Origin of the sequence: Sphingopyxis sp. L1A2A (assembly GCF_005502465.1) — a bacterium.
GTDB lineage: Bacteria > Pseudomonadota > Alphaproteobacteria > Sphingomonadales > Sphingomonadaceae > Sphingopyxis.
Map to the genome: position 1 here is coordinate 1 of NZ_SCOT01000037.1, position 20,199 is coordinate 20,199.

The window sequence follows — 20,199 nt, forward strand, 5'->3', positions numbered from 1 at the left end:
CTGGAGGGCGGACGGCTGGTTCGGGCGCGGCCGTTCCGTTCGCCGCACCACAGCGCCTCGATGCCCGCGCTCGTCGGCGGCGGGCTGCGGGTGCGGCCGGGCGAAGTCAGCCTGGCGCATCTCGGCATATTGTTCCTCGACGAACTGCCCGAATTTCAGCGTAGCGTCCTCGATTCGCTGCGCCAGCCGCTCGAGACCGGCGAGGTCAGCGTCGCGCGCGCCAACGCGCATGTCACCTTTCCGCCGCGGGTGCAGATGGTCGCGGCGATGAACCCGTGCCGCTGCGGCCATCTGGGCGACCCGGCGCTGGCGTGCAGCCGCGCCCCGCGCTGCGCCGCCGATTATCAGGCGAAGGTCTCCGGCCCGCTGCTCGACCGCATCGACCTGCATGTCGAGGTGCAGGCGGTCAGCGCCGCCGACCTCGTCCTGCCGCCCCCCGCCGAGGGCAGCGCCGAAGTCGCGGCCCGCGTCGCGGCGGCGCGGTCGCGCCAGACCGCGCGCTATGCCGAGCACAAGGCGCGCACCAACGCCGAAATCGACGGCGAGCTGATGGAGGCGGTCGCGACCCCCGACGATGCCGGGCGCAAGCTGCTGGCGCAGGCGGCCGAGGCGATGCGGCTGTCGGCGCGCGGCTACACGCGCATCCTGCGCGTCGCGCGCACCGTCGCCGATCTTGCGGGGGCCGACGATATCGGCCGCATCCATATCGCCGAAGCGCTGAGCTATCGGCGGCAGGCGCCGCGCAATTGAGGCTCGCCTTTGACGCCGAGATTATCGAATGGCGCGGGCCGCCGCCCTATCTGTTCGCCGCGGTGCCCGATGATCTGGTCGGTGAGGTGCGCTACGCCGCGCGCGAGGCGAGCTATGGCTGGGGCATGGTGCCGGTGACGGCGCAGATCGGGGCGAGCGCGTTCACGACCTCGCTGTTCCGGCGCGGCGACACCTATGTCGTGCCGATCAAGGTGGCGGTGCAGCGCGCCGAGGGCATCGGGCTGGGCGACCGGGTCGCGATCACCCTGCAGGTCAGCGGGATCATCCGCCGCTGAGTTCGCTGCCCAGTTTCAGCACTTCGCGCCCGTCGATCATTTCGATCAGATAGGCGGGGTTGGCAGGCGATCCGTTGCGGACGATGCGCGCGCCCTTGATCACGCGTTCGACGCGCTGCTCGAAGCGTTCGGCAATGCGGCCATGGGCTTCGCCGCGGCCCCAGGTCCAGTGGACGTGGGCGTCGATGTCGAATTGGGGCGCGGTCATAGCGTCCCGGCGCGGGGCAAGATCAGATACCCAGCGCCGACTTGTTCTCGACCACTTCGAGCGGCGGCGGCGCTTTCGCGGCCATCGCGCCGTGGCGGCGGTGCGACAGCTTGCCGTCGACCTTGCCGCCATTTTCGATGGTAATGGTTTCGTAGGTCACGTCGCCGGTAATCCGCGCGGTGGCGTGGACGATCAGCGTCTTGGCCTCGATCGACCCGTCGAGCAGGCCCGCAATCTTCGCGGTCTCGGCGACGACGGCGCCCTTGATCTCGCTCGCCTCGCCCTGGACCAGATTGGCGCATTTCAAATCGCCTTCGATCTTGCCGTCGACGTGCAGGTCGACGCTGGCGGCGACATTGCCGGTGACGACGACGTCCGATCCCAGGATCGAAAAAGTCGTATGACGCGCGCCGGTCGCCATCTTAGCGGGCATCGCGGGCAGTGATGGCACCGACTCGCTGTCGGGCGTCGTTTTTGACTTCGAGAACATCGGCTTTGGCCTCCAGGAAGCGGCGCGGGTTGACCGCGACGCCGTTCAGACGGACTTCGAAATGCAGGTGGCTACCGGTCGAACGGCCGGTCGAGCCCATTTTGGCGATTTGCTGACCGGCGGCGACCTGCGCCCCGACCTTCGACGTGAAGCCCGACAAGTGGGCATAGCGGGTCATGATGCCCTGGCCATGATCGACCTCGACGACGTTGCCATAACCCGATTTGGTCCCGACGAAGCTGACGCGGCCGGGGGCGGCGGCAAGGATCGGGGTGCCGATAGGGCCACGGAAATCGAGCCCCGAATGCATCGCGGCGCCGCCGGTGAAGGGATCGCTGCGATAACCGAAGCCGGACGACATCATCAGCACATCGGCGGGGTTGCCCGACGGGACGGCGACGAGGGTGCGTTCGAGCACTTCCATGCGGAACAGCGCGCCTTCGAGTGCGGCGAACGATGCGCCGAGCGCCTTCGCCTTGCCCATGCGGCCCTTGTACGGGATGAACGGACCACCGCGGCCGGTTGCAGCGCCGCGAATGATCGCGGTGGGATTGAGCCCGAGCTGCGCCACGGCCGTTTCGGCATTGGCGGCGCGTTCATTGACCGCTGCGAGCAGGCGCGTGGACAACGCCTCCTGACGCGCGGCGACGCGCGCGAGCGCCTGTGCCTCGGGAGGCAGGCTTGGGTCGATGGCACTGGTTTTCAGTGCAGGCTGGGCGGTTTCGCCGTTCGTCGCGTTCACGCCCTCGGCAATTGCCGCGGGTTCGGAACCGAAATATGTTTTCTGCCACTCTTCGAGCTGGTTCTGCCGCTCTTCGAGGTCGGCGGCGGTTTCGGCGACGCGATCGCGATATTGCGCGATGCGCTTTTCGGATGCCGCGGCAGCCGCCGATTGCTGAGCAACGGCGGCGCGTTCGTCGGCGGTGAGCAGTTGGTTGACCAGCACGGCGAGGGTTGCGCCGGCCCAAGCAATCAGCACGACAGCGGCGATTAGCGCGACGCGCTTTTGCCACACGGCGCTGATGCGCAGGAATCGAACATGACCATGCGTGCGAATGAAGATTTCATGGTCCTGAAACAGCGCGTTAAAGCGCTGGCGCCAATGGCGCAGGCCCGTCGATTTCGATGACAAGTGGCGACCCCATCTTGTTGTTATAAGGAGCCCTCCGCCCCGATTGATGGGCGCCTTAACAGGCCGATTGCGGCGGCGCGAATCTTTGCAGGGCGACTCGCGCCGAGTCGAACTCAACCTGCGGTGAACGGTGTCAAACGGCGGGAACACTGTCATTTTGGCAGGAAATTCGCCGCGAATCGGGTAATAATATTGACGGCTTGCTTACCAAATTTTGCTAGGGCCAAGCCGATGAATCCCATGGGCAAAACCGAACCGTCCGGCACTGCCGACACGTCAGCGCTGCCGCAGCCGGGCAGCACCGCACGCCCGCGTTCGGCGGTCAGCGCCGGGGTCGGTATCGTCGGGCTGGCGGGGCTGGTCGGCTATTTGCTGCTCGCACGCTATGCGCCCGGCATTGCGGCGTACCTGGGCGTCGACTGGGGAACGCGCGGCCCGATGAGCGGACCGAACTCGGCGATTGCCAGCGTGCTGGCGTGCGGCGTGCCGATGGTGCTGTGGTCGGTTTTCGTCGACAAGGTGCATCGCAATCCATCGACCGGGATCGACTGGGCGCAGCGGCGTCCATGGCGCGAGACCGTCGATATCAGCCTGACCAAGCTCGCCGGGTTATGGGCGACCTGGGGGCTGATCGCGCTGATCTATGCGACGATGCGCTATTATTGGCAGGGCCAATATGCCTTTTCGATGGATTTGCTCGAACGGGTGGCGCCGTGGCTGTTGTTGGTGTCGGTGCCCTATATGCTGTGGCTCGACCGCCGCATGATCGAGCCGCGCGACGGCTGTTATCAATTCGGCCGCCTGCTGATCGCCCCCGGCCAGCCGGTCGATGGCCGCGCGATCGGCCATCATCTGCGCGCCTGGGCGGTGAAGGGGTTTTTCACCGCCTTCATGCTGTCGATCGTGCCGGGCAATTTTTCGGCGCTGGTCACCGTGCCGATGCGCGAGGTGCTCGCCAACCCCTATATGACCGGGCTGTGGGCGCTCAATTTCCTCTATCTGATCGATGTCCATATCGCGACGGTCGGTTATATCCTGACCTTGAAACCGCTCGACGCGCATATCCGCACCGCCAACCCCTATGGCATGGCGTGGGTCGCGGCGCTGGTGTGCTACCCGCCCTTCATCCTGATGAGCGGCGGCCCGCTCGACTATCAGGTGAACGGCGCCGATTGGGGGCATTGGCTGGCGGGGCAGGAGACGCTGCTTATCGTCTGGGCGGTTACGCTGGCTGCGCTCACCGCGGTTTATAGCTGGGCGACGATGGCTTTCGGCATCCGCTTTTCGAACCTGACCCACCGCGGCATCATCACCCACGGCCCCTATGCCTTCACCCGGCACCCCGCCTATGTGTCGAAAAACCTCAGCTGGTGGGTGGGGGCAATGCCCTTCCTCGCGGTCTCCGGCGGCTGGGTCGAGGGCGCCCGCAATGTCGTGCTGCTCGCGCTGGTCAGCGGGGTCTATTATTGGCGCGCCAAGACCGAGGAGAAGCATCTCCTCGCCGATCCCGCTTATGTGGCATATTGGAACTGGGCGCAGGACCATGCGCTGGTCCCGCGCCTGTTCGCGCGGCTGACGGGGCGGCAGCGCCCGCTGATCCGCCTCGAACCCGACGAGCGGGTCGGGCCGGTGGCATAAGGCGCGCGGGGCGAACCCCGCGCGCCCGCGGCATCAGAATTTATAGCCCGCCTCGATGCCCCAGATGCGGGGTTCGTTGACGAAGCCGGTCAGGTTGTTGAAGTCGATCGCGCCGACCGCCGACACATCATTGGTGATGTTGCGGGCAAAGGCGGCGATGTCATAGCGGTCGGTCTTGTACCCGATGCGAAGGCCACCCTCGAGCATGTGATCGTCGTTGAACTCGGCCGATTCATAGAGGAAGAAATTGACCTTTGAGCGGTACGCCCAGTCGGTGAAGACATAGACTTCGCCGTCGCCCACCGGCACGCCATAACCCGCGGTCCAGTTGAGCGACCATTTGGGCGCCTGCGGCAGCTGGTTGCCGTCGATCGAATAGATGCCGGGCGAACCGGGGCGCACCGGGTCGGTGACGGTGCAGCCGCCGCCGCAACCGGTGATGAAGGCGTTGGGATCGTCGATCTTGGCGTTGTTGTAGCTGACCCCCGCGGTCAGCGTCATATTGTCGATCGGACGCGCGTCGAGCTCGGCCTCGAAGCCATAGCCGTGGACATTGTCGACGTTGATCAGCCGCGCCGCGTTGCTGGCGCCGCCGACCGCGGTCAACTGCGCGTTTTTGAGGTCATAGACAAAGCCCGACAGGTTGAAGCGGACGCGGCGGTTGAACTCGGTCTTGATCCCCGCCTCATACGACATGATCGTTTCGCTGTCGGCGGTGCTGATCGCATCCTGCACCGTCGTGAACACGAACAGCGCGCGGCCTTGAATACTCGGGGCGCGATACCCCTTGGCGACGCGGGCATAGACGTTGACGCTGTCCGACGCTTCGTAGCGCGCCGACAGATCCCAGGTCAGATTTTCGTCATCGACGCTGGCGCTGCCGGTGCCGATGGCGCCGAAAAAGCCCGTGCGGTTGACGACCATGTCGCGCTTGTCATTGTTGTAGCGCGCCCCGGCGGTCAGCTTGAACTGTTCGGTGATGGGCACGGTGACCGACCCGAACACGCCCCATGCGCGCGATTCCTGACGCTGGAGCGCGATGACGCTGGGGGTGGTGTCGGTCGGATTGTCATAGTTGATCGACCCGATGTCGATGTCCTCGTCGAAGTAGAAGAGGCCGGCCTGGTAATCGATCGCGCCGCCGTTCGATGCGATGCGGATTTCCTGGCTGAACTGATCGAGGCTGGGCACCTGATCCTGCGACTGCGCCGGGAAGGGGATGATGCCCGGACCCGAACCCGGCAGGAAGGCCGCGCCAAAGCCGCCGTCGATGTCGCCGCGGCTGTCGTAATTGCCGTTCCAGTACGCGGTGACCGAGGTGAGGGTGACCGGACCAAGGTCGTAATCCATCGTCGCGGCGGCGTTGTACAGCTCGAGCTTCTGGTAATTGATGCCGTCGGTGCGCACGACATTGCGGTCGAAATCGACCGGCGCCGCCGGGGTCTGGCCGGGGTTCTGGACTCCGGGGTAGAAGATCAGGTCGTTGCTGCCGGGGCGGAAGATGTTGGCGCGGAACACGCGCGCGGTGCCGTCGAAATTGCGATACTGGCCGGTCAGGCGCAGCTTGAACGCATCGCTGGGTTCGAACTGCAGCTGGCCGCGGATCGCGACATCCTCATAGCCTTCGAGATCGTTCTTGTCCGGGGTCGCGAGATTGTCGACCCAGTCGCTGCGCCGCTGATACATTGCCGACAGGCGCGCCGACACGGTGTCGGACAGATGGCCGCCTGCCGCGCCTTCGATATTGATTGAATCGAAGCGGCCATAGCTGCCCTTGATGTAACCGCCATCGCGGTCGGGGCGGACGCTGTCGAACTTGACGATGCCCGCGGGGGTGTTGCGACCGAACAAGGTGCCCTGCGGTCCGCGCAGCACTTCGACGCGGTCGATGTCAAAGATCGGGAAGCCCTTCAGGATCGGATTTTCCAGCACGACATCGTCATAGACCAGGCTGACCGGCTGCGACGCGTTGAGGTCGAAATCGGTGTTGCCGAGGCCGCGGATGTAAAAGCGCGGAAAGGTGCGCCCGAACGAGGATTCGATGTTGAGGCTGGGGACGCGGCCGGCCAGCGCGCGAATGTCGCCGCCGCCCGAATTGATCGCGTCGAGCTTGGCGCCGCTGACGACATCGACCGAAACCGGGATGTCTTGCAGATTTTCCTCGCGGCGCTGCGCGGTGACGATGATTTCGCCCAGCGTGCCGTCGTCGGCAGCGGGCGTGGTGGGCGCATCCTGCGCGGCGGCCGGGGCAGCCCAGCCGGCCGAAGCGAGAACGAGCGCTATAGCGGTAGCGGAAGGAAAATGGCGCATGGCGAGCTTCCTGAAACAGAGTGGGTGATGGGAGAGGCGAAAAACCGCGCCCTCTTTGGCGTTATGGGTGCGTGCGATCAATCGCGGATGCGCGCGCCGCTGACGTTCGTGTCAGCAGTGTTGCGGATTTGCTGCACTTTTGGGGGTGGCGGGGGTGGCGACAAACGATCGGAAGGCGCTGCTCCCCGGCGGAGGCCGGGGTCCAGAGCGTTAGAGAGCGAGCGTTGCCCGGTTGCGCCCTGGACCCCGGCCTTCGCCGGGGAGCAGAAAGCAGTGTAAACCACCTCCCCGCGCTCAAAGTCGCGGCAGGCGGAGTGGTAGTATTTAGAAGCTGAGCTCGTCGTAGATCTTCGACAGATCGCCGTCCCACGGCCCTTCGTAGCGGTCGAGTAGCTCGTGCGCGGGGGATTTGCCGCTTTTGGCGATGCGGCGGAGTGGTTCGAGGAAGCCGACTTCATTGTCGCCCATCGAATTGACTTCGCCGCGCGCGGCGAGCCCCGCCGCCGCGATGTCGAGGACGCGATGCGCGAGGTCGCCGACGGTGCCGCCGCCGGGCGCGGGGGCGCAAAGACCGTCGCGTGGGACGGCGTCGCGGAGCGTCTGCTGTTCCTCGATGCTCCAGCCCTTGACGAGGTCCCATGCGGCGTCGAGCGCGCCCTGATCGTAGAGCAAGCCGACCCAGAGCGCGGGGAGCGCGCAGATGCGGTTCCACGGGCCGCCGTCGGCGCCGCGCATTTCGAGGAAGCTCTTGAGCCGCACTTCGGGGAAGGCGGTCGAGAGATGGTCGTTCCAGTCGGAGAGGCGCGGTTTTTCGCCGGGCAGCGCGAGCAGCTTGCCCTTCAGAAAGTCGCGGAAGCTCTGCCCCGCGGCGTCGATATATTTGCCGTCACGGAAGACGAAATACATCGGCACGTCGAGCATATAGTCGACATAGCGTTCGTAGCCGAAGCCCTGCTCGAACACGAAGGGCAGCATCCCGGTGCGCGCGGGGTCGGTGTCGGTCCAGATATGGCTGCGGTACGACATGAAGCCGTTGGGCTTGCCTTCGGTGAAGGGCGAGCTGGCGAACAGCGCGGTCGCGATCGGTTGCAGCGCCAGCGAGACGCGGAATTTCTGCACCATGTCGGCTTCGGATGAATAATCGAGGTTGGTCTGGATGGTGCAGGTGCGCAGCATCATGTCGAGCCCCATGCTGCCGACGCGCGGCATATGGTCGAGCATGATCTTGTAGCGCCCCTTGGGCATGATCGGCAGTTCGGCGCGGGTCTTGTCGGGCCACATCCCGACTCCAAGGAAGCCGAGGCCGAGTTCGGCGCCGACTTCCTTCACCTGTTTCAGGTGGCGGCCGGTTTCGGCGCAGGTCTGGTGGAGATTTTCGAGCGGCGCGCCCGAGAGTTCGAGTTGCCCCGCGGGTTCGAGGCTGACCGTGCCGTCGCTGCCCGCAAGCGCGATCACCTTCCCGCCCTCGATCACCGGTTCCCAGCCGAAGCGGGTGAGCGCCATCAACAGGTCGTGGATGCCGCCGGGTTCGTCATAGCTGGGCGCGCGATGATCGGCGGTGCGATAGACGAATTTCTCGTGCTCGGTGCCGATGCGCCAGCGGTCCTTGGGCTTCTCGCCCTGGGCCATGGGGACCGCGAGCTGGTCGCGGTTTTCGATGATGGGATCGTTGCTGTCCGAAGCGGTGCGCGTGCTCATATCGCGCATTTAGACTGTTCAGTATAGAATGCAATCGACTGTTGAATCAGGGCCAGAATCCGGCTCTATTCGACCAGTCCGCGCAGGTTGATCGTAAAGCTCGATCCCGCCGCCATCGTGTCCTTGGGCCGGATCCGGACATGGGTGACGGCGGCATCGACGCCGTCGGCGTCGGCGGTTGGCACATAGGTCCAGCTGGCGCCGCCATTGTTCGAAAATTCCAGGTCGTCGGTCGCGTTTGCCAGACTGGTGACGCTGTAGGTCAGGCCCCTGGCGCCGGGCGTGAAGCGCACGGGGCCGGGGCCGGGGGCGTAGGTGCCGACGAACAGGCTGAGATTGGTGGGCAGCGCGTCGGTGACGATGACGCTGTTGTTGGTCGGGCTGGTGCTGGCGGGCGCGGTGATGGTCAGCGTGTAATTTGCAAAACTGCCGGGGATCAGCTTGGGGTTGATCAGACCGTTCACCTGGTCGCTATAGGCGACCGACGTCTTGGCGATCGCCAATGGCACGACATAGCTGTTGGTGAACGTGCAGGTGATCGCGGTGTCGGCGGGATTGACCGTCAAGATATTGCCCGCGAGCGCGGTGGCGTTGCCGGTGCAGGCCAGCGCCTGACTATAGTTGGCGCCGGTGCCGACGGTGAAAGCCTCGCTCAGCGCCGCGCCTTCGGCAGCATAGACGGTAACCGCGGCGTTGGTGTCGGTCTCGTTCGCGCTGTTGGCGACCGACGAAAGGCTGGCGTTGTTGATCAGGCCGCTGGTCGCGACGGTGACATTGTCGCTGTTGCGGCGGCATTCGATGCTGCTGTTGCAATTCGCCGCCGCGCCCGCGGTATAGGCTTCGGTCAGGGTGAGCGACTGCCCAGGATCAATTGATCGTCACATCGAACGCGACGGCAAACCCAGTGCCGGGCGCCAGTGTCGGCGCGGTGGCGGCGACGGCGGTGCCGGTGATCGAGGCGCCGAACGGATCGCTTTCGTCGGCGCCGCTGGCGTTATCGTCCTCGACCGTGACGGCGCCCGCGCAGCTCGAACCGCTGCGCAGCGAGCTGGGGCTGAAGGTGGTGGTGCCGGGCAGCGCGTCGGCGACGTTGATCGCGGTTGCGGTGCCGCTGCCATTGTTGGTGACCAGGATGCAGTAACGCATCGTCGCGCCGGGGATCGCCTTGGGATCGGTGGTGCCATTGGTCGGGTCGCTGATCACGCTGCTGGTCTTGGCGATCGTCAGATTGGCGGTCGGGCGGCAAAAGCTGATATCGTGGATCGCGATCGCCTGTTGCCCCGGGTTGGCGGGGGCGAGGCTGTGGTTGCCATATTCGACGACGATCGTGTCGACCGGCGCGGAAAAGGTCACGACGACATTGCCGTTGGCGCTGGCATCGGCCGAGGTGCCGTCGCCATAGGCGCTGTTGCCGATGACATAGTTGCTGACCCCGTTGGTCAGCACCGGCGTGACCGGCGATCCGTTGAAGCTGCCCGTGACGGTCACCCGGTCGGCGAATTGCCCGGCGGCATAGTCGATGTCGAACAGGCGGAACTGCGCCCCCGGCACCGCGGTTGGGAGCGTCATCGTCGTGGCGACAGTTCCCGACTGGCTGGTCATGTCGACCAGCTGGAAAATCGAAAATTGCGCCGGGGAAAAGCCGCCGGTGACGACATTCTGCCGCGTCGGCGACTGGCCGCCATAGGTCGCGTTGGTCAGGAATGCCCCTCCGCTGATCCCGATATTGAAATTCATCGTGCCGATCGCGGTCAGCGGATAGCTGCCGCTGGTCGTCCCCGCCGTCCAGGTGACGCCGTCCCAATCATGGAGGGTCGAACCGACCGGGCAGACGAGGGTCGGCGGCGTTCCGGCGACGCGCGTGCCGGCGACGGTGAAACTGGCGCTGTCATAATCATCCTCGCCCGCGGCGCCATTGCCCGGGGTCGAATCGAAATCGAACGCGGACGAGGCGCTGACTTCGGCGATATTGGCGATGACCGCGCCCGCGGTCGCGGTGACGGTGCCGGAAATCGTCAGGGTGCGCGTGGTGCCGGGCGGGATGCTGCCGACGGTCCAGACGCCGGTCACGCTGTTGTAGCTGCCGAACCCCGATGCGCCGGTGAAGGCGAAGCCCGCGGGCAGCGTGTCCTGCACCGTCACCCCGGTCGCGGTCAGCGCCGAGCCGCTGGCGTTGGTGACGCTGAGCACATAGTTGATGCTGACCCCGACGGCGGGTGCCGCATTGCTGACCGACTTGGCCAGCGACAGATCGGCCGAGGGTGCGATCGGCACCGTCGTCAGCGTCAGGTCGGCGCGGGTAAAATTGCCCACGTCGCCGTTCAGCGAGTCGCAGATCGTCAGCTGCCACGTCCCCGCCGAACCCTGGCCATTGAATGTGGTCAGCGCCGTCTCGGGAGCAAATGTCCGCTGATAGGGCGGCGCGGCGGCGGTGTTGTCGTTCGCGCTGTGCGCCGAAATGCTCGTCGCGGCGCTGTCGTCGAACAGGACGTTCAGATTGTCCGCCCCCGTCCCGACATTGGTGATCAGATTGACGACGGTGCCGGTCGGCGAGACCAAAGTTGCGCGGATGTCGCCGCGATAGGTATGACTGAATTGCACCCCGATATTGACGTCGGTGATCTGGGCGTTGGCGGCGACGGTGAAATTGCGCACCAGCGGGGTGGTGCACGGGGTCGCGGTTTCGCTGATCGTCCCGGTGGTGGTGTTGCTGTAGGTCGTGGTGGTCTGCGCCGCGGCCGGATTGACGGCGAGCGCCAGCGCCAGCCCGACGAGCAGCAAAAGGGCTCGTACAAACTGTGCGTGCTGGCCCCCACGCCAGCAATATCGGCTCTGGTCCTGCCGTTGCATCGGGCCGCTATGCCCGCGCATAGCTAATATACGGTTAAAATCGGGGGGCTTGGCTCGAAAACTGTCCGGGAACGGAACAGCTTTGCGCATTCAGGCGCCGCCGCCCCAATCGCCATGCTGCGCCATCCACAGGCTGGTCGCCGCGATTGCCGCGGTTTCGGCGCGCAGGATACGCGGGCCGAGCGCGATGCGCCGGACCGCGGGGTTTTCGAGCACCAAGTCGCGCTCGCGCGGCGTAAAGCCGCCCTCGGGGCCGACGAGGATCGCGGCCGGGGCCGGGGCGGCGACGGTGGACAGCGGTACGCCGCCGGCTTCATCGGCGAACAGCAGCGCGCGGTCGGCGGGCCATGCGGACAGCAATTGCGCCAATTTGACCGGCTCACCCAGCGCGGGCAGCGCGGTGCGCCCGCATTGCTCGCACGCCTCGATAATCTGTGCCTCCAGCCGCTCGCGCTTGACGCGTTCGACGATCGTGCGTTCGGTGATCACCGGTTGCAGCCGCGCGACGCCCAGCTCGGTCGCCTTTTCGATGATCCAGTCGAGCCGCGCCTTTTTGACCGGCGCAAAGCACAGCCACAGGTCAGGCACCTGTTCGATCACGCGCGTTTGACGTTCGATGTGCAGCGTCAGCGATCGTTTGCCCGCATCGGCGACACTGGCCAGCCATTCGCCGCTGCGGTTGTCGAACAGCAGGATCGGCGCCCCGACTTTTAGCCGCATCACATTGAGCAGATAATGAGCGGCGGCGCCGTCGATCGTCGCCGCGGCGCCGTCGGCGAGCGGCATATCGACGAACAAGCGGGGGGTGCTGGCGGGCGGCCAGGCGGGAGTCGCGGGCATGACGCGGGCGATAGCAGACGCCGAGATTTTGCGCATCTGCTGCGTGCGATGGGCCGATCTGTCCCGATCCGGGTCAAAATGGCGGTGCGAAGCGGTCGTCACGGCGCGGTGGATTAGGGGTTTGGTAAGCAGTTCCGCCCTAGTGCAAGGATGCCAGCCACGCATCTGTAGTGGGCCGCGTGTCTGGACCAAGAGGGGTTAGACCATGCGAGGGACCGTATTCACCCGCCTGCGGCAGGGCACCAAAAGGCTTTCGCGCGACAAGCGCGGCAATGCGATGTTCCTGACCGCGGCTGCCATCCTGCCGGTCATCGGGCTGCTGGGATCGGGCATCGACATCGGGCGCGCCTATATGGCGCAGCTGCGCCTGCAACAGGCGTGCGACGCCGGCGTGCTCGCCGGGCGCCGCGCCATGGCCGGCAGCACGTACACGACCGCGGCGCAGGCCGAAGCGAACAAGATGTTCAATTACAACTATGGCGCCAGCGCTTATGGCAGCAGCGCGGTGACCTTTGCCTCGCAGGCCGAAGGCGCGTCGAACGTCAAGGGAACCGCCACGGCCCGGCTGCCCACCGCACTGATGCAGATTTTCAACTATCAGCAATTCGATCTTGCGGTGAATTGCACGGCCAAGCTGGAAATCTCGAACGCCGACGTGATGATGGTGCTCGACGTTACCGGATCGATGGCGCAGACCAATTCGGGCGACTCGGTCAATCGCATCACGGCGCTGAAATCGGCCACGATGGACTTTTTCGACACGCTGACCACGGCAGATGTCGGCGATGGCCGCCTGCGGTTCGGCGTCGTGCCGTACAGCTCGTCCGCGAATGTCGGCAGTATCCTGTACGCCAAGAATCCGTCCTGGCTGTCCGACAATGTGCTGCTGCCGTCGCGCACGCCGGTGTTCAAGGTGACCTGGGGCAATGCCACCAGCGAGCAGTCGGAGGAATATTCCGACGGCAACACCAGCTATGGCAATTATTCCAATGTCAGCACGGTCAACGGCCAGGACAGCTCGTCCTGCGGCAATCTGGAGCCGCCCGCCGATACGACGCCGACGCCCAGCGGTTCGCCCAATTCGAACCAGACCGCGCAATATGTCGATGGCAATGGCAATCGCATCACGACCTACGACACCAACCAGACCTATACCTATTATAACTATCGCTACACCTGGTCGAACAGCCGATGCCGCCTGCAACGCCGCGTCGCGACCTTTACGCGCACCTATACGACCACGGTGACCGAAACGCCGACGCAGTCGTTCGACAATAAATATACCTATCAGGACCGGGTGTTCGACGTCAGTCAGGCCAAGGGCGGCTCGGCGATCGAGACCGACACCGGCGATTCGGGCGCGACCGTGTCGAACACGTGGGGCGGGTGCGTCATGGAACGCGGCACCGAACCGTTCGGTCCCACCGATCCGGCCCCGTCCGACGCCCATGACATGGATGTCGATACCGCACCGACGGGCGACGATGACACGAAATGGAAAGTGCTGATCCCGCAGATCGCCTTTCCGCGCGCCAGCAGTCCGGGGGGCACGCCGTCGACGACGGGGGCGATCAACGTCAACAGCAGCAGCGTGTCGAGCAACAGCAGCACCAACGGCAGCTGGCAGAATTACTCGCGTTACTGGTCGAACGGTTGGGGCGTCTGTCCGGTCCCGGCGATGAAGCTGACGACGCAAACGGCGAGCGATCGGTCGACCTTCAACAGCTATATCCAGTCGCTCCAGCCGGTCGGCGGTACCTATCATGACGCCGGGATGGTGTGGGGCGTGCGCCTGCTGTCGCCCGACGGCATGTTCGCCGATGAAAATGCGACGGCGCCCAACACCCGTCCGATCAGCCGCCACATCGTCTTTATGACCGACGGCGAAATGGCGCCGAACATGGGCAATTTGTCGTTCCAGGGCTATGAGTGGTTGATGAAGCGGGTTGGCGGGACCAGCGACAGCAACCTGACGACGCGGCACAACAATCGCTTCCTGCAGCTTTGCGAAAAGGCCAAGGCAAAGAATATCACCGTCTGGGTGGTGGGTTTTGGCGTCGCGCTGAACAGCCAGCTGAGCACCTGCGCGAGCCCGGGCAAAGCCTATCAGGCGAATAATGCCGCCCAGCTCAACGAAAACTTCCAGGCGATCGCCCGGCAGATTTCCAAACTGCGGTTGTCGCAATGACGCGCCGGCCTTTCCTGCGCTGGCTGCGTCGCAACGAAGCGGGCAATGCGGTCGTCGAATTTGCGCTGACCGCGCCGCTGTTCCTGATCATCTTGCTCGGGATTCTGGACTTTTCGTGGCAATTCTACGCCAAACTCGAGCTGCAGGGGGTGGTGAACGCCGCGGCGCGCGCCGCGACGCTGGAGGGCAATGCGCTCAGCCAGACGGCACTCGACAATGAAGTGCGCCGCAAGGTGCTCAACGTCTTTCCCCGCGGCGAAGTCACTTTTGTCCGCAAGGCGTATGACAGCTACAGCGAAGTCGGTGATCCCGAAGCCTTTACCGATGGCAATGGCAACGGTCGTTACGACAGCGGCGAATGTTTCGAGGATGTCAACGGCAACGCCAGCTGGGACGCCGATCGCGGCCAGACCGGCAATGGCGGGGCCGAAGACATCGTTCTCTATACCGCGTCGCTCAAGATGACGCGGGTGCTGCCGATCTGGAAATTTATGGGGCAGTCGGAACAAAGCACGCTGGTCGCGAGCACGGTGCTGCGTAATCAGCCGTACAATGCCGCGACATCGACGAAGCAGGTGATCTGCACATGACCAACTTTTTGAACCGGGCCCTGGTGCGGGCCGCCCGGCGGACCCGGGCCGCCGCCCATCTGGCGCGCGACGTCAGCGCGGTGGTCATGATCGAAGTGGCTTTCTGCGTGCCCATCCTCGCGCTCATCGGTTTTGGCGGCATCGAATATGCCAATCTGCTCCTGACCGGCACGCGCGTGAACCAGATCGGCCTGAGCGCGGCGGACAACGCGGCGCGGATCGCCTTTGGCAGCAATTTGTCGCAGCCGAGCGTGCGCGAGGTCGACATCAACGAGGTTTTTGCCGGCGTCGAGGAACAGGCCAAGGGCATGAATTTCAAAACCAACGGCCGGGTCATCCTGTCGAGCATCGAACGCAATCCCGATGGCGGGCAATGGATCCACTGGCAGCGTTGTTACGGCGATCTGCCGATCGCTTCGGCTTATGGCCCGCAAGGCACGGGCGCCACGGGAACGAGCTTTGCCGGTGTCGGGGTCGATGCGGCGAGCGGCACCGCGATCATGCTGGTCGAGGTCACCTACGACTATAAATCGCTGGTCTGGGGCAAATGGTTCCAGACCAAGCGGATGCGTGAAACCGCCGCCTTCCTCATCCGCGAGGGACGCAACCTGCAGGGCGAGAACAACAGCGGCATCTTTAACCCCGCCCCGGCAGCGACCCCTTCGCTCTGCGCCTGATCGCGCGCGGCGCGGTTCAATAACCGTTTATCATGCGCGCGGCGGCTGCTACATGCGCCGCTGCCGATGACCGCCGCCCATCCTCCCGACAGCCAGTTGCGTGGTTTTGTGGCGCTCCTGCCCGCCGCGGCGCGGCCTTATGCGCTGCTCGCGCGGTTCGACCGCCCGATCGGCTGGTGGTTGCTGTTCTGGCCCTGCGCGTTCGGGCTGGCGCTTGGCGGCGGGGCGGTCAGCCATTGGCGGTTGTTCCTGTGGTTGTTGCTCGGCGCGATCGTCATGCGCGGCGCGGGCTGCGTCTATAACGACATCGTCGATCGCGACCTGGACGCGCAGGTCGCACGCACGGCGTCGCGGCCGATCGCGAGCGGGGCGGTGTCGGTGCGCAATGCCGCCTTGTGGGCGGTGCTGCTGGCGCTCGTCGGCTTGCTCGTGCTGCTTCAGCTACCTTGGCCCGCGCAGATTGTCGCGCTTGCCAGCCTGATCCTGGTTGCCGGTTATCCGTTCATGAAACGCATCACCTGGTGGCCGCAGGCGTGGCTGGGGCTGGTGTTCAGCTGGGGGGCGCTCGTCGCCTGGGTTGCCGTCGGCGGCGGCGACGGCTTGGCGCTGCCCTTGCTCTATGCTGGCTGCATCGCGTGGGTGATCGGGTACGACACCATCTATGCGCTGCAGGATATCGAGGACGATATGGCTGTAGGCGTCAAATCGAGCGCGCGCGCGATGGGGCGCCATGTGAAGGGCGGGGTCGCGCTCTGCTATGGCTTCGCGCTGGCCGGCTGGGGCGGCGCGCTGTGGGCCGTGCGGCCCGACCCGCTGGTGCTGATCGCGCTGGTACCCGCGGCTTTGCATTTCACGGGGCAGGTAGTGACGCTGGATCCCGCCAATGGCGAGGACGCCCTCGCGAAATTCCGCAGCAACCGCTTTGCCGGGCTGCTGGTGTTTGCGGCGATGCTGGTGGTGGGGATGGCGCCTTGATCATTCCGCCGCGAGCAGCTCCTCTGCGGCGCCGAGGTCGACCGACACCAGGCGGCTGACGCCCTTTTCGATCATGGTCACGCCGAACAGGCGGTGCATCCGCGCCATCGTGACCGCATTATGGGTGACGATCAGATAGCGGGTGTTGGTCTCGCGCGTCATGCGGTCGAGCAGGTCGCAGAAGCGCTCGATATTGGCGTCGTCGAGCGGGGCGTCGACCTCGTCGAGGACGCAGATCGGCGCCGGGTTGGTCAGGAACAGGCCAAAGATCAGCGCGACCGCGGTCAGCGCCTGTTCGCCGCCCGACAGCAGGGTGAGCGTGCCGAGGCGCTTGCCGGGGGGCTGCGCCATGATTTCCAGCCCCGCCTCGAGCGGGTCGTCCGAATCGACGAGTTCAAGATGCGCCTGGCCGCCGTCGAACAGGGTCGTGAACAGCCGCTGGAAATGGCCGTTCACCGTCTCGAACGCGGCGAGCAGACGGACGCGGCCCTCGCGGTTGAGATTGCCGATCGACCCACGCAAGCGGTGGACCGCCTGCGTCAGTTCCTCGATCTCGGCGGCGCTTTTCTCGCGTTCGGTGTCGAGTTCGATCAGTTCGTCGGCGGCGACGAGGTTGACCGGGCCGAGCCGCTCGCGGTCGCCGATCAACCGGTCGTGCTGCGCCGATTCCTGCCCCGCATCGGACACGCTCTCGCCGTCGAACCCGGCCTTTTGCGGCAGCAGCGGCGGCGGACATTCAAAGCGTTCGCCCGACAGGCGGCCCATTTCGATCCGCCTGAGCTCGGCATTTTCGGAGCGCGCAATCGCCCCGGCGCGGGTTTCGCGCGCCGCGGCGACGCGCTCGCGGATCGCATTCAGCGCCGTCTCGGCTTCGCGCAGCGCCGCCTCAGCGGCGCGTTCCTGCGCCTCGGCGGCCGCAACTCTGTCGCGCAGCGCCGCCTGTTGCGCTTCAGCGGCGGTGCGTTGTTCGGCAAGTTTCGCAGGCGCATCGGCGAGTTTGGCGGCCTCGGCGGCCAGCGCGTCGGCGCGCTTGTCCATCTCGGTCACCCGCCGCGCCGCTTCGCCCGCGCGCGCTTTCCAGCTCTTGATCTCAGCAGTCACCACTGCCTGCCGCTCGCTCAGCGCCGCGAGGGTGCGTTCGTGCGCCGCCAATGCGTCGCGGGCCGCGTGGGCATCCGAGCGCGCGCGTTCGGCGGCGTGCTCCTCGGCCTCCAGCGCCGCGCGCGCGATGCTGTCGTCGGGCAAGGCGGTGAGGGCGGCTTCCTGCGCTGCGAATTGCCCGGCGGCTTCGCTGGCTGCGTCGGCGATTTCGGCGAGGCGGCGGTCGAACAGCGCCGCGGCGTCGCGGTGGCGGTCGAGCGCGGCCTGTGCCTGGTCGGCGGCGCGCAGCGCGGTACGGCGGGCCTCGTCGGCCTGGGCAAGCTGCTTGCGTGCCGCGGCGGCGGCGCCCGTCAGTTCGCTCGCCAACGCGGCGGCGGTGTCGCGGCGGCCGCGCAGATCCTGCACGCCCAGTTCGACCTGCGGGCGCTGTGCCGCCAGCGCGTCGAGCCGGTTCTGGCGCATCAGCCGTTCGCTCGCGGTGGCGCCGTCGCCGCGCGAGGCGAAACCGTCCCAGCGGCGCATCACCCCGTCCAGGGTGACGAGCCGCTGGCCGACCGCAAGCGGCTGGCCCGTGTCGCGGTCGGCAACCGCGACCTGCGTCAGGCGGCGCGCAAGCGCGCGCGGCGCCTTGACGAATTCGGCCAGCGGCCGGGTGCCGCCGGGCAGCGCGGGGTCTTCCTGTGCCGGATCGGCGCCGCCCCAGCTGCGCGCGGCGTCCGTGTCGGTTCCGGCGTCGAGATCGTCGCCGAGCGCCGCGGCGAGCGCGACTTCATAGCCCGGCGTCACGCGCAGCTGATCGAGGATACGCCCGTCGTCGCTGCGCGCGGCGGCGAGGGCGCGTTCGAGCGTCGCCGCCTCGCCGTCGAGCGCGGCGAGCGCCGCGCGCGCTTCGGCGAGCCCGGCCTCGATCCCCGCAAGGTCGGCAGCGGTCGCTTCGCGGTCGGCCTCGGCGCGATGCAGCGCCGCTTCGGCGGCGGCGATCGCCGTTTCGGCGGCCTCGGCGGCGTTGACGCTGTCGCTATGGGTCGCGGCAAGCGCGGCGCGGTCGCCGAGCGCGGCGATGCCGGCATCGACGCGCGCCTTGTCAGCGTCGATGCGGCGCACTGCTGCTGCGGCGCTGTCGAGCGCCGACACCGCAATGCGGCGGTCGGCGGCTTCACTGGCGGCCGTCGCGCGCGCCTGCGCCTGTGCGACCTCGGCATCGCGCAGCCGCGCCTGCGCCGCCAGATGGGCGTCGGCGAGCGCCGCCTTGCCCGCGTCGTGCCCGGCGATGTCGTGCGCCAGCGCCTTGCTCTCGGCATCGAGCGCGGTCAGCGCGCCATGCGCCTCGCGCGCCAATTCGCCTTCGCGATTGCGGTCGTCGGCCAGGCGGGCCTGCTGCGCCGCCAGATCTTCGAGCCGCTGGCGCGCGGCGCGCTCTTCGCCGTGCAGGCGGACCTGGGTGGCGGTCGCCTCGGCGAGCGCATCGCGCTGTGCCTGCGCGTCTTGGCGTGCGGCGGCGACGCGGGTCGCGACCTCGGTCTGCGCGGTGGAGACGGTTTCCAGCTCGTGCTGCGCGGCCTTGACCGCCGCCTCCGCGGCGTCCGCATCACGGCGCGCCTGATCGGCGGCGGCGGCGGCGTCGCGCCAGCGCGCGTAGATCAGCCGCCCCTCGGCGATCCGAATCTCGTCGCTCAGCTTCTTGTACTTCTCTGCGGCGCGCGCCTGTCGCCGCAAAGCATTGGCACGCACCTCCATGTCGGCGGTGATTTCGGACAGGCGCGTCAGGTTGGTTTCGGTGGCGCGCAATTTCTGTTCGGCGTCCTTGCGGCGCACGTGCAGCCCGGCGATCCCGGCGGCTTCTTCCAGCATCGCGCGGCGGTCGGTCGGCTTGGCGGCGATGACATTGGCGATCTTGCCCTGGCTGACCAGCGCCGGGCTGTGCGCCCCGGTCGCGGCGTCGGCAAAGATCAGCGCAACGTCCTTGGCGCGGACATCGCGGCCATTGGCGCGATAGGCACTGCCCGCGCCGCGCTCGATGCGGCGGATGACCTCGAGATCGTCGCCGTCCTCGCCGTCGGACAGGCCCGCGACGAGCGCGCCTTCGGTGTCGCAATGGAGCGCAACCTCGGCAAAATCGCGCGCCGGGCGCGACGCCGTACCGGCAAAGATGACATCCTCCATGCCGCCGCCGCGCATCGATTTGGGGCTGGATTCGCCCATCACCCAGCGGATCGCTTCGAGCAGGTTCGACTTGCCGCAGCCATTGGGGCCGACGACGCCGGTCAGCCCGGGCTCGATGCGCAGTTCGGTGGGTTCGACGAAAGATTTGAAACCGGTCAGGCGCAGGCGTTTTATCTGCACGGACCGGCCCCGTGCAGATCGTCGAATCGCGGATGTTGCAACGCTGGTGTCACATATCCCCCCAAGCAGCCGTCATGCCGCGCGGGCGGGGGAGTCGCAAGGGGCAGATATTG

Annotated in this window: 17 protein-coding genes; 8 read left to right on the forward strand and 9 right to left on the reverse strand. The window is 66.4% G+C overall.

The genetic code is table 11. From position 1 onward, the window contains the following. A partial coding sequence (locus FFS68_RS15235) for an ATP-binding protein (RefSeq protein ID WP_137754049.1) occupies positions 1–750 on the forward strand: 750 nt, incomplete at its 5' end. Beyond that, complete coding sequence (locus tag FFS68_RS15240; protein WP_137754050.1) at positions 747–1,046, forward strand: DUF1905 domain-containing protein; 300 nt, start codon at positions 747–749, stop codon at positions 1,044–1,046. The genes FFS68_RS15235 and FFS68_RS15240, both read left to right, overlap by 4 nt. Here the strand turns inward: FFS68_RS15240 and FFS68_RS15245 are convergent. Genes FFS68_RS15245 through FFS68_RS15255 form a run of 3 tightly spaced genes read right to left on the reverse strand, consistent with a single transcriptional unit; the run spans position 1,033 to position 2,876 of the window. Next, a complete protein-coding gene (locus FFS68_RS15245; RefSeq protein ID WP_137754051.1) occupies positions 1,033–1,254 on the reverse strand; it encodes a DUF2945 domain-containing protein in 222 nt (73 codons plus the stop codon). The genes FFS68_RS15240 and FFS68_RS15245 overlap by 14 nt on opposite strands. A 22-nt stretch (positions 1,255–1,276) precedes the next feature. Beyond that, positions 1,277–1,675, reverse strand: a complete 399-nt coding sequence (locus FFS68_RS15250) for a polymer-forming cytoskeletal protein (RefSeq protein WP_137754073.1) — start codon at positions 1,673–1,675, stop codon at positions 1,277–1,279. A 1-nt stretch (position 1,676) separates the two neighbouring features. After that, on the reverse strand, positions 1,677–2,876 hold the full coding sequence (locus FFS68_RS15255) for a M23 family metallopeptidase (protein ID WP_137754052.1): 1,200 nt from the start codon (positions 2,874–2,876) through the stop codon (positions 1,677–1,679). 231 nt (positions 2,877–3,107) lie between these two features. Between FFS68_RS15255 and FFS68_RS15260 the strand changes: the two genes are divergently transcribed. Continuing rightward, positions 3,108–4,514, forward strand: a complete 1,407-nt coding sequence (locus FFS68_RS15260; protein WP_137754053.1) for an isoprenylcysteine carboxylmethyltransferase family protein — start codon at positions 3,108–3,110, stop codon at positions 4,512–4,514. Positions 4,515–4,547: 33 nt separating this feature from the next. Here FFS68_RS15260 and FFS68_RS15265 read toward each other — a convergent pair whose 3' ends face one another. From FFS68_RS15265 to FFS68_RS15275, 3 genes are all read right to left on the reverse strand, one after another. Continuing rightward, positions 4,548–6,824 (reverse strand): TonB-dependent receptor, encoded by a 2,277-nt coding sequence (locus tag FFS68_RS15265; protein WP_137754054.1) that lies wholly within the window; start codon positions 6,822–6,824, stop codon positions 4,548–4,550. A 324-nt stretch (positions 6,825–7,148) separates the two neighbouring features. After that, complete coding sequence (locus tag FFS68_RS15270) at positions 7,149–8,522, reverse strand: glutamate--cysteine ligase (RefSeq protein WP_137754074.1); 1,374 nt, start codon at positions 8,520–8,522, stop codon at positions 7,149–7,151. A gap of 65 nt (positions 8,523–8,587) precedes the next feature. After that, positions 8,588–9,088, reverse strand: coding sequence for a hypothetical protein (locus FFS68_RS15275; RefSeq protein ID WP_137754055.1), 501 nt, complete (start codon positions 9,086–9,088; stop codon positions 8,588–8,590). 130 nt (positions 9,089–9,218) lie between these two features. On the opposite strand from FFS68_RS15275, the gene FFS68_RS17970 reads away from it, so the two are divergent. Beyond that, positions 9,219–9,359 (forward strand): hypothetical protein, encoded by a 141-nt coding sequence (locus tag FFS68_RS17970; protein ID WP_171003908.1) that lies wholly within the window; start codon positions 9,219–9,221, stop codon positions 9,357–9,359. Between the two features lie 30 nt (positions 9,360–9,389). On the opposite strand, the gene FFS68_RS15280 is transcribed toward FFS68_RS17970, so the two are convergent. Both FFS68_RS15280 and FFS68_RS15285 read right to left on the reverse strand, forming a co-directional pair. After that, a complete protein-coding gene (locus FFS68_RS15280; protein ID WP_249340188.1) occupies positions 9,390–11,303 on the reverse strand; it encodes a proprotein convertase P-domain-containing protein in 1,914 nt (637 codons plus the stop codon). Between the two features lie 159 nt (positions 11,304–11,462). After that, the gene (locus tag FFS68_RS15285; protein ID WP_137754057.1) at positions 11,463–12,212 is read right to left on the reverse strand and encodes a 16S rRNA (uracil(1498)-N(3))-methyltransferase; all 750 of its coding nucleotides are present in this window, start codon (positions 12,210–12,212) and stop codon (positions 11,463–11,465) included. Positions 12,213–12,417: 205 nt separating this feature from the next. On the opposite strand from FFS68_RS15285, the gene FFS68_RS15290 reads away from it, so the two are divergent. The 4 genes from FFS68_RS15290 (at position 12,418) to ubiA (ending at position 16,642) form a co-directional block, all read left to right on the forward strand. Further along, complete coding sequence (locus FFS68_RS15290) at positions 12,418–14,400, forward strand: TadE/TadG family type IV pilus assembly protein (protein ID WP_137754058.1); 1,983 nt, start codon at positions 12,418–12,420, stop codon at positions 14,398–14,400. Continuing rightward, entirely contained in the window at positions 14,397–14,990 is a 594-nt protein-coding gene (locus tag FFS68_RS15295; RefSeq protein WP_137754059.1) for a TadE/TadG family type IV pilus assembly protein, read from the forward strand. Before FFS68_RS15290 ends, FFS68_RS15295 begins: the two co-directional genes overlap by 4 nt. After that, the gene (locus tag FFS68_RS15300) at positions 14,987–15,667 is read left to right on the forward strand and encodes a TadE family protein (protein ID WP_249340189.1); all 681 of its coding nucleotides are present in this window, start codon (positions 14,987–14,989) and stop codon (positions 15,665–15,667) included. The genes FFS68_RS15295 and FFS68_RS15300 overlap by 4 nt, the downstream gene beginning before the upstream one ends. 66 nt (positions 15,668–15,733) lie before the next feature. Further along, positions 15,734–16,642, forward strand: coding sequence for a 4-hydroxybenzoate octaprenyltransferase (gene ubiA, locus FFS68_RS15305; RefSeq protein ID WP_137754060.1), 909 nt, complete (start codon positions 15,734–15,736; stop codon positions 16,640–16,642). On the opposite strand, the gene smc is transcribed toward ubiA, so the two are convergent. Then, positions 16,643–20,086: a chromosome segregation protein SMC gene (gene smc / locus FFS68_RS15310; RefSeq protein WP_137754061.1), complete on the reverse strand. Its 3,444-nt coding sequence runs from the start codon at positions 20,084–20,086 to the stop codon at positions 16,643–16,645. Positions 20,087–20,199: the final 113 nt, after the last annotated feature.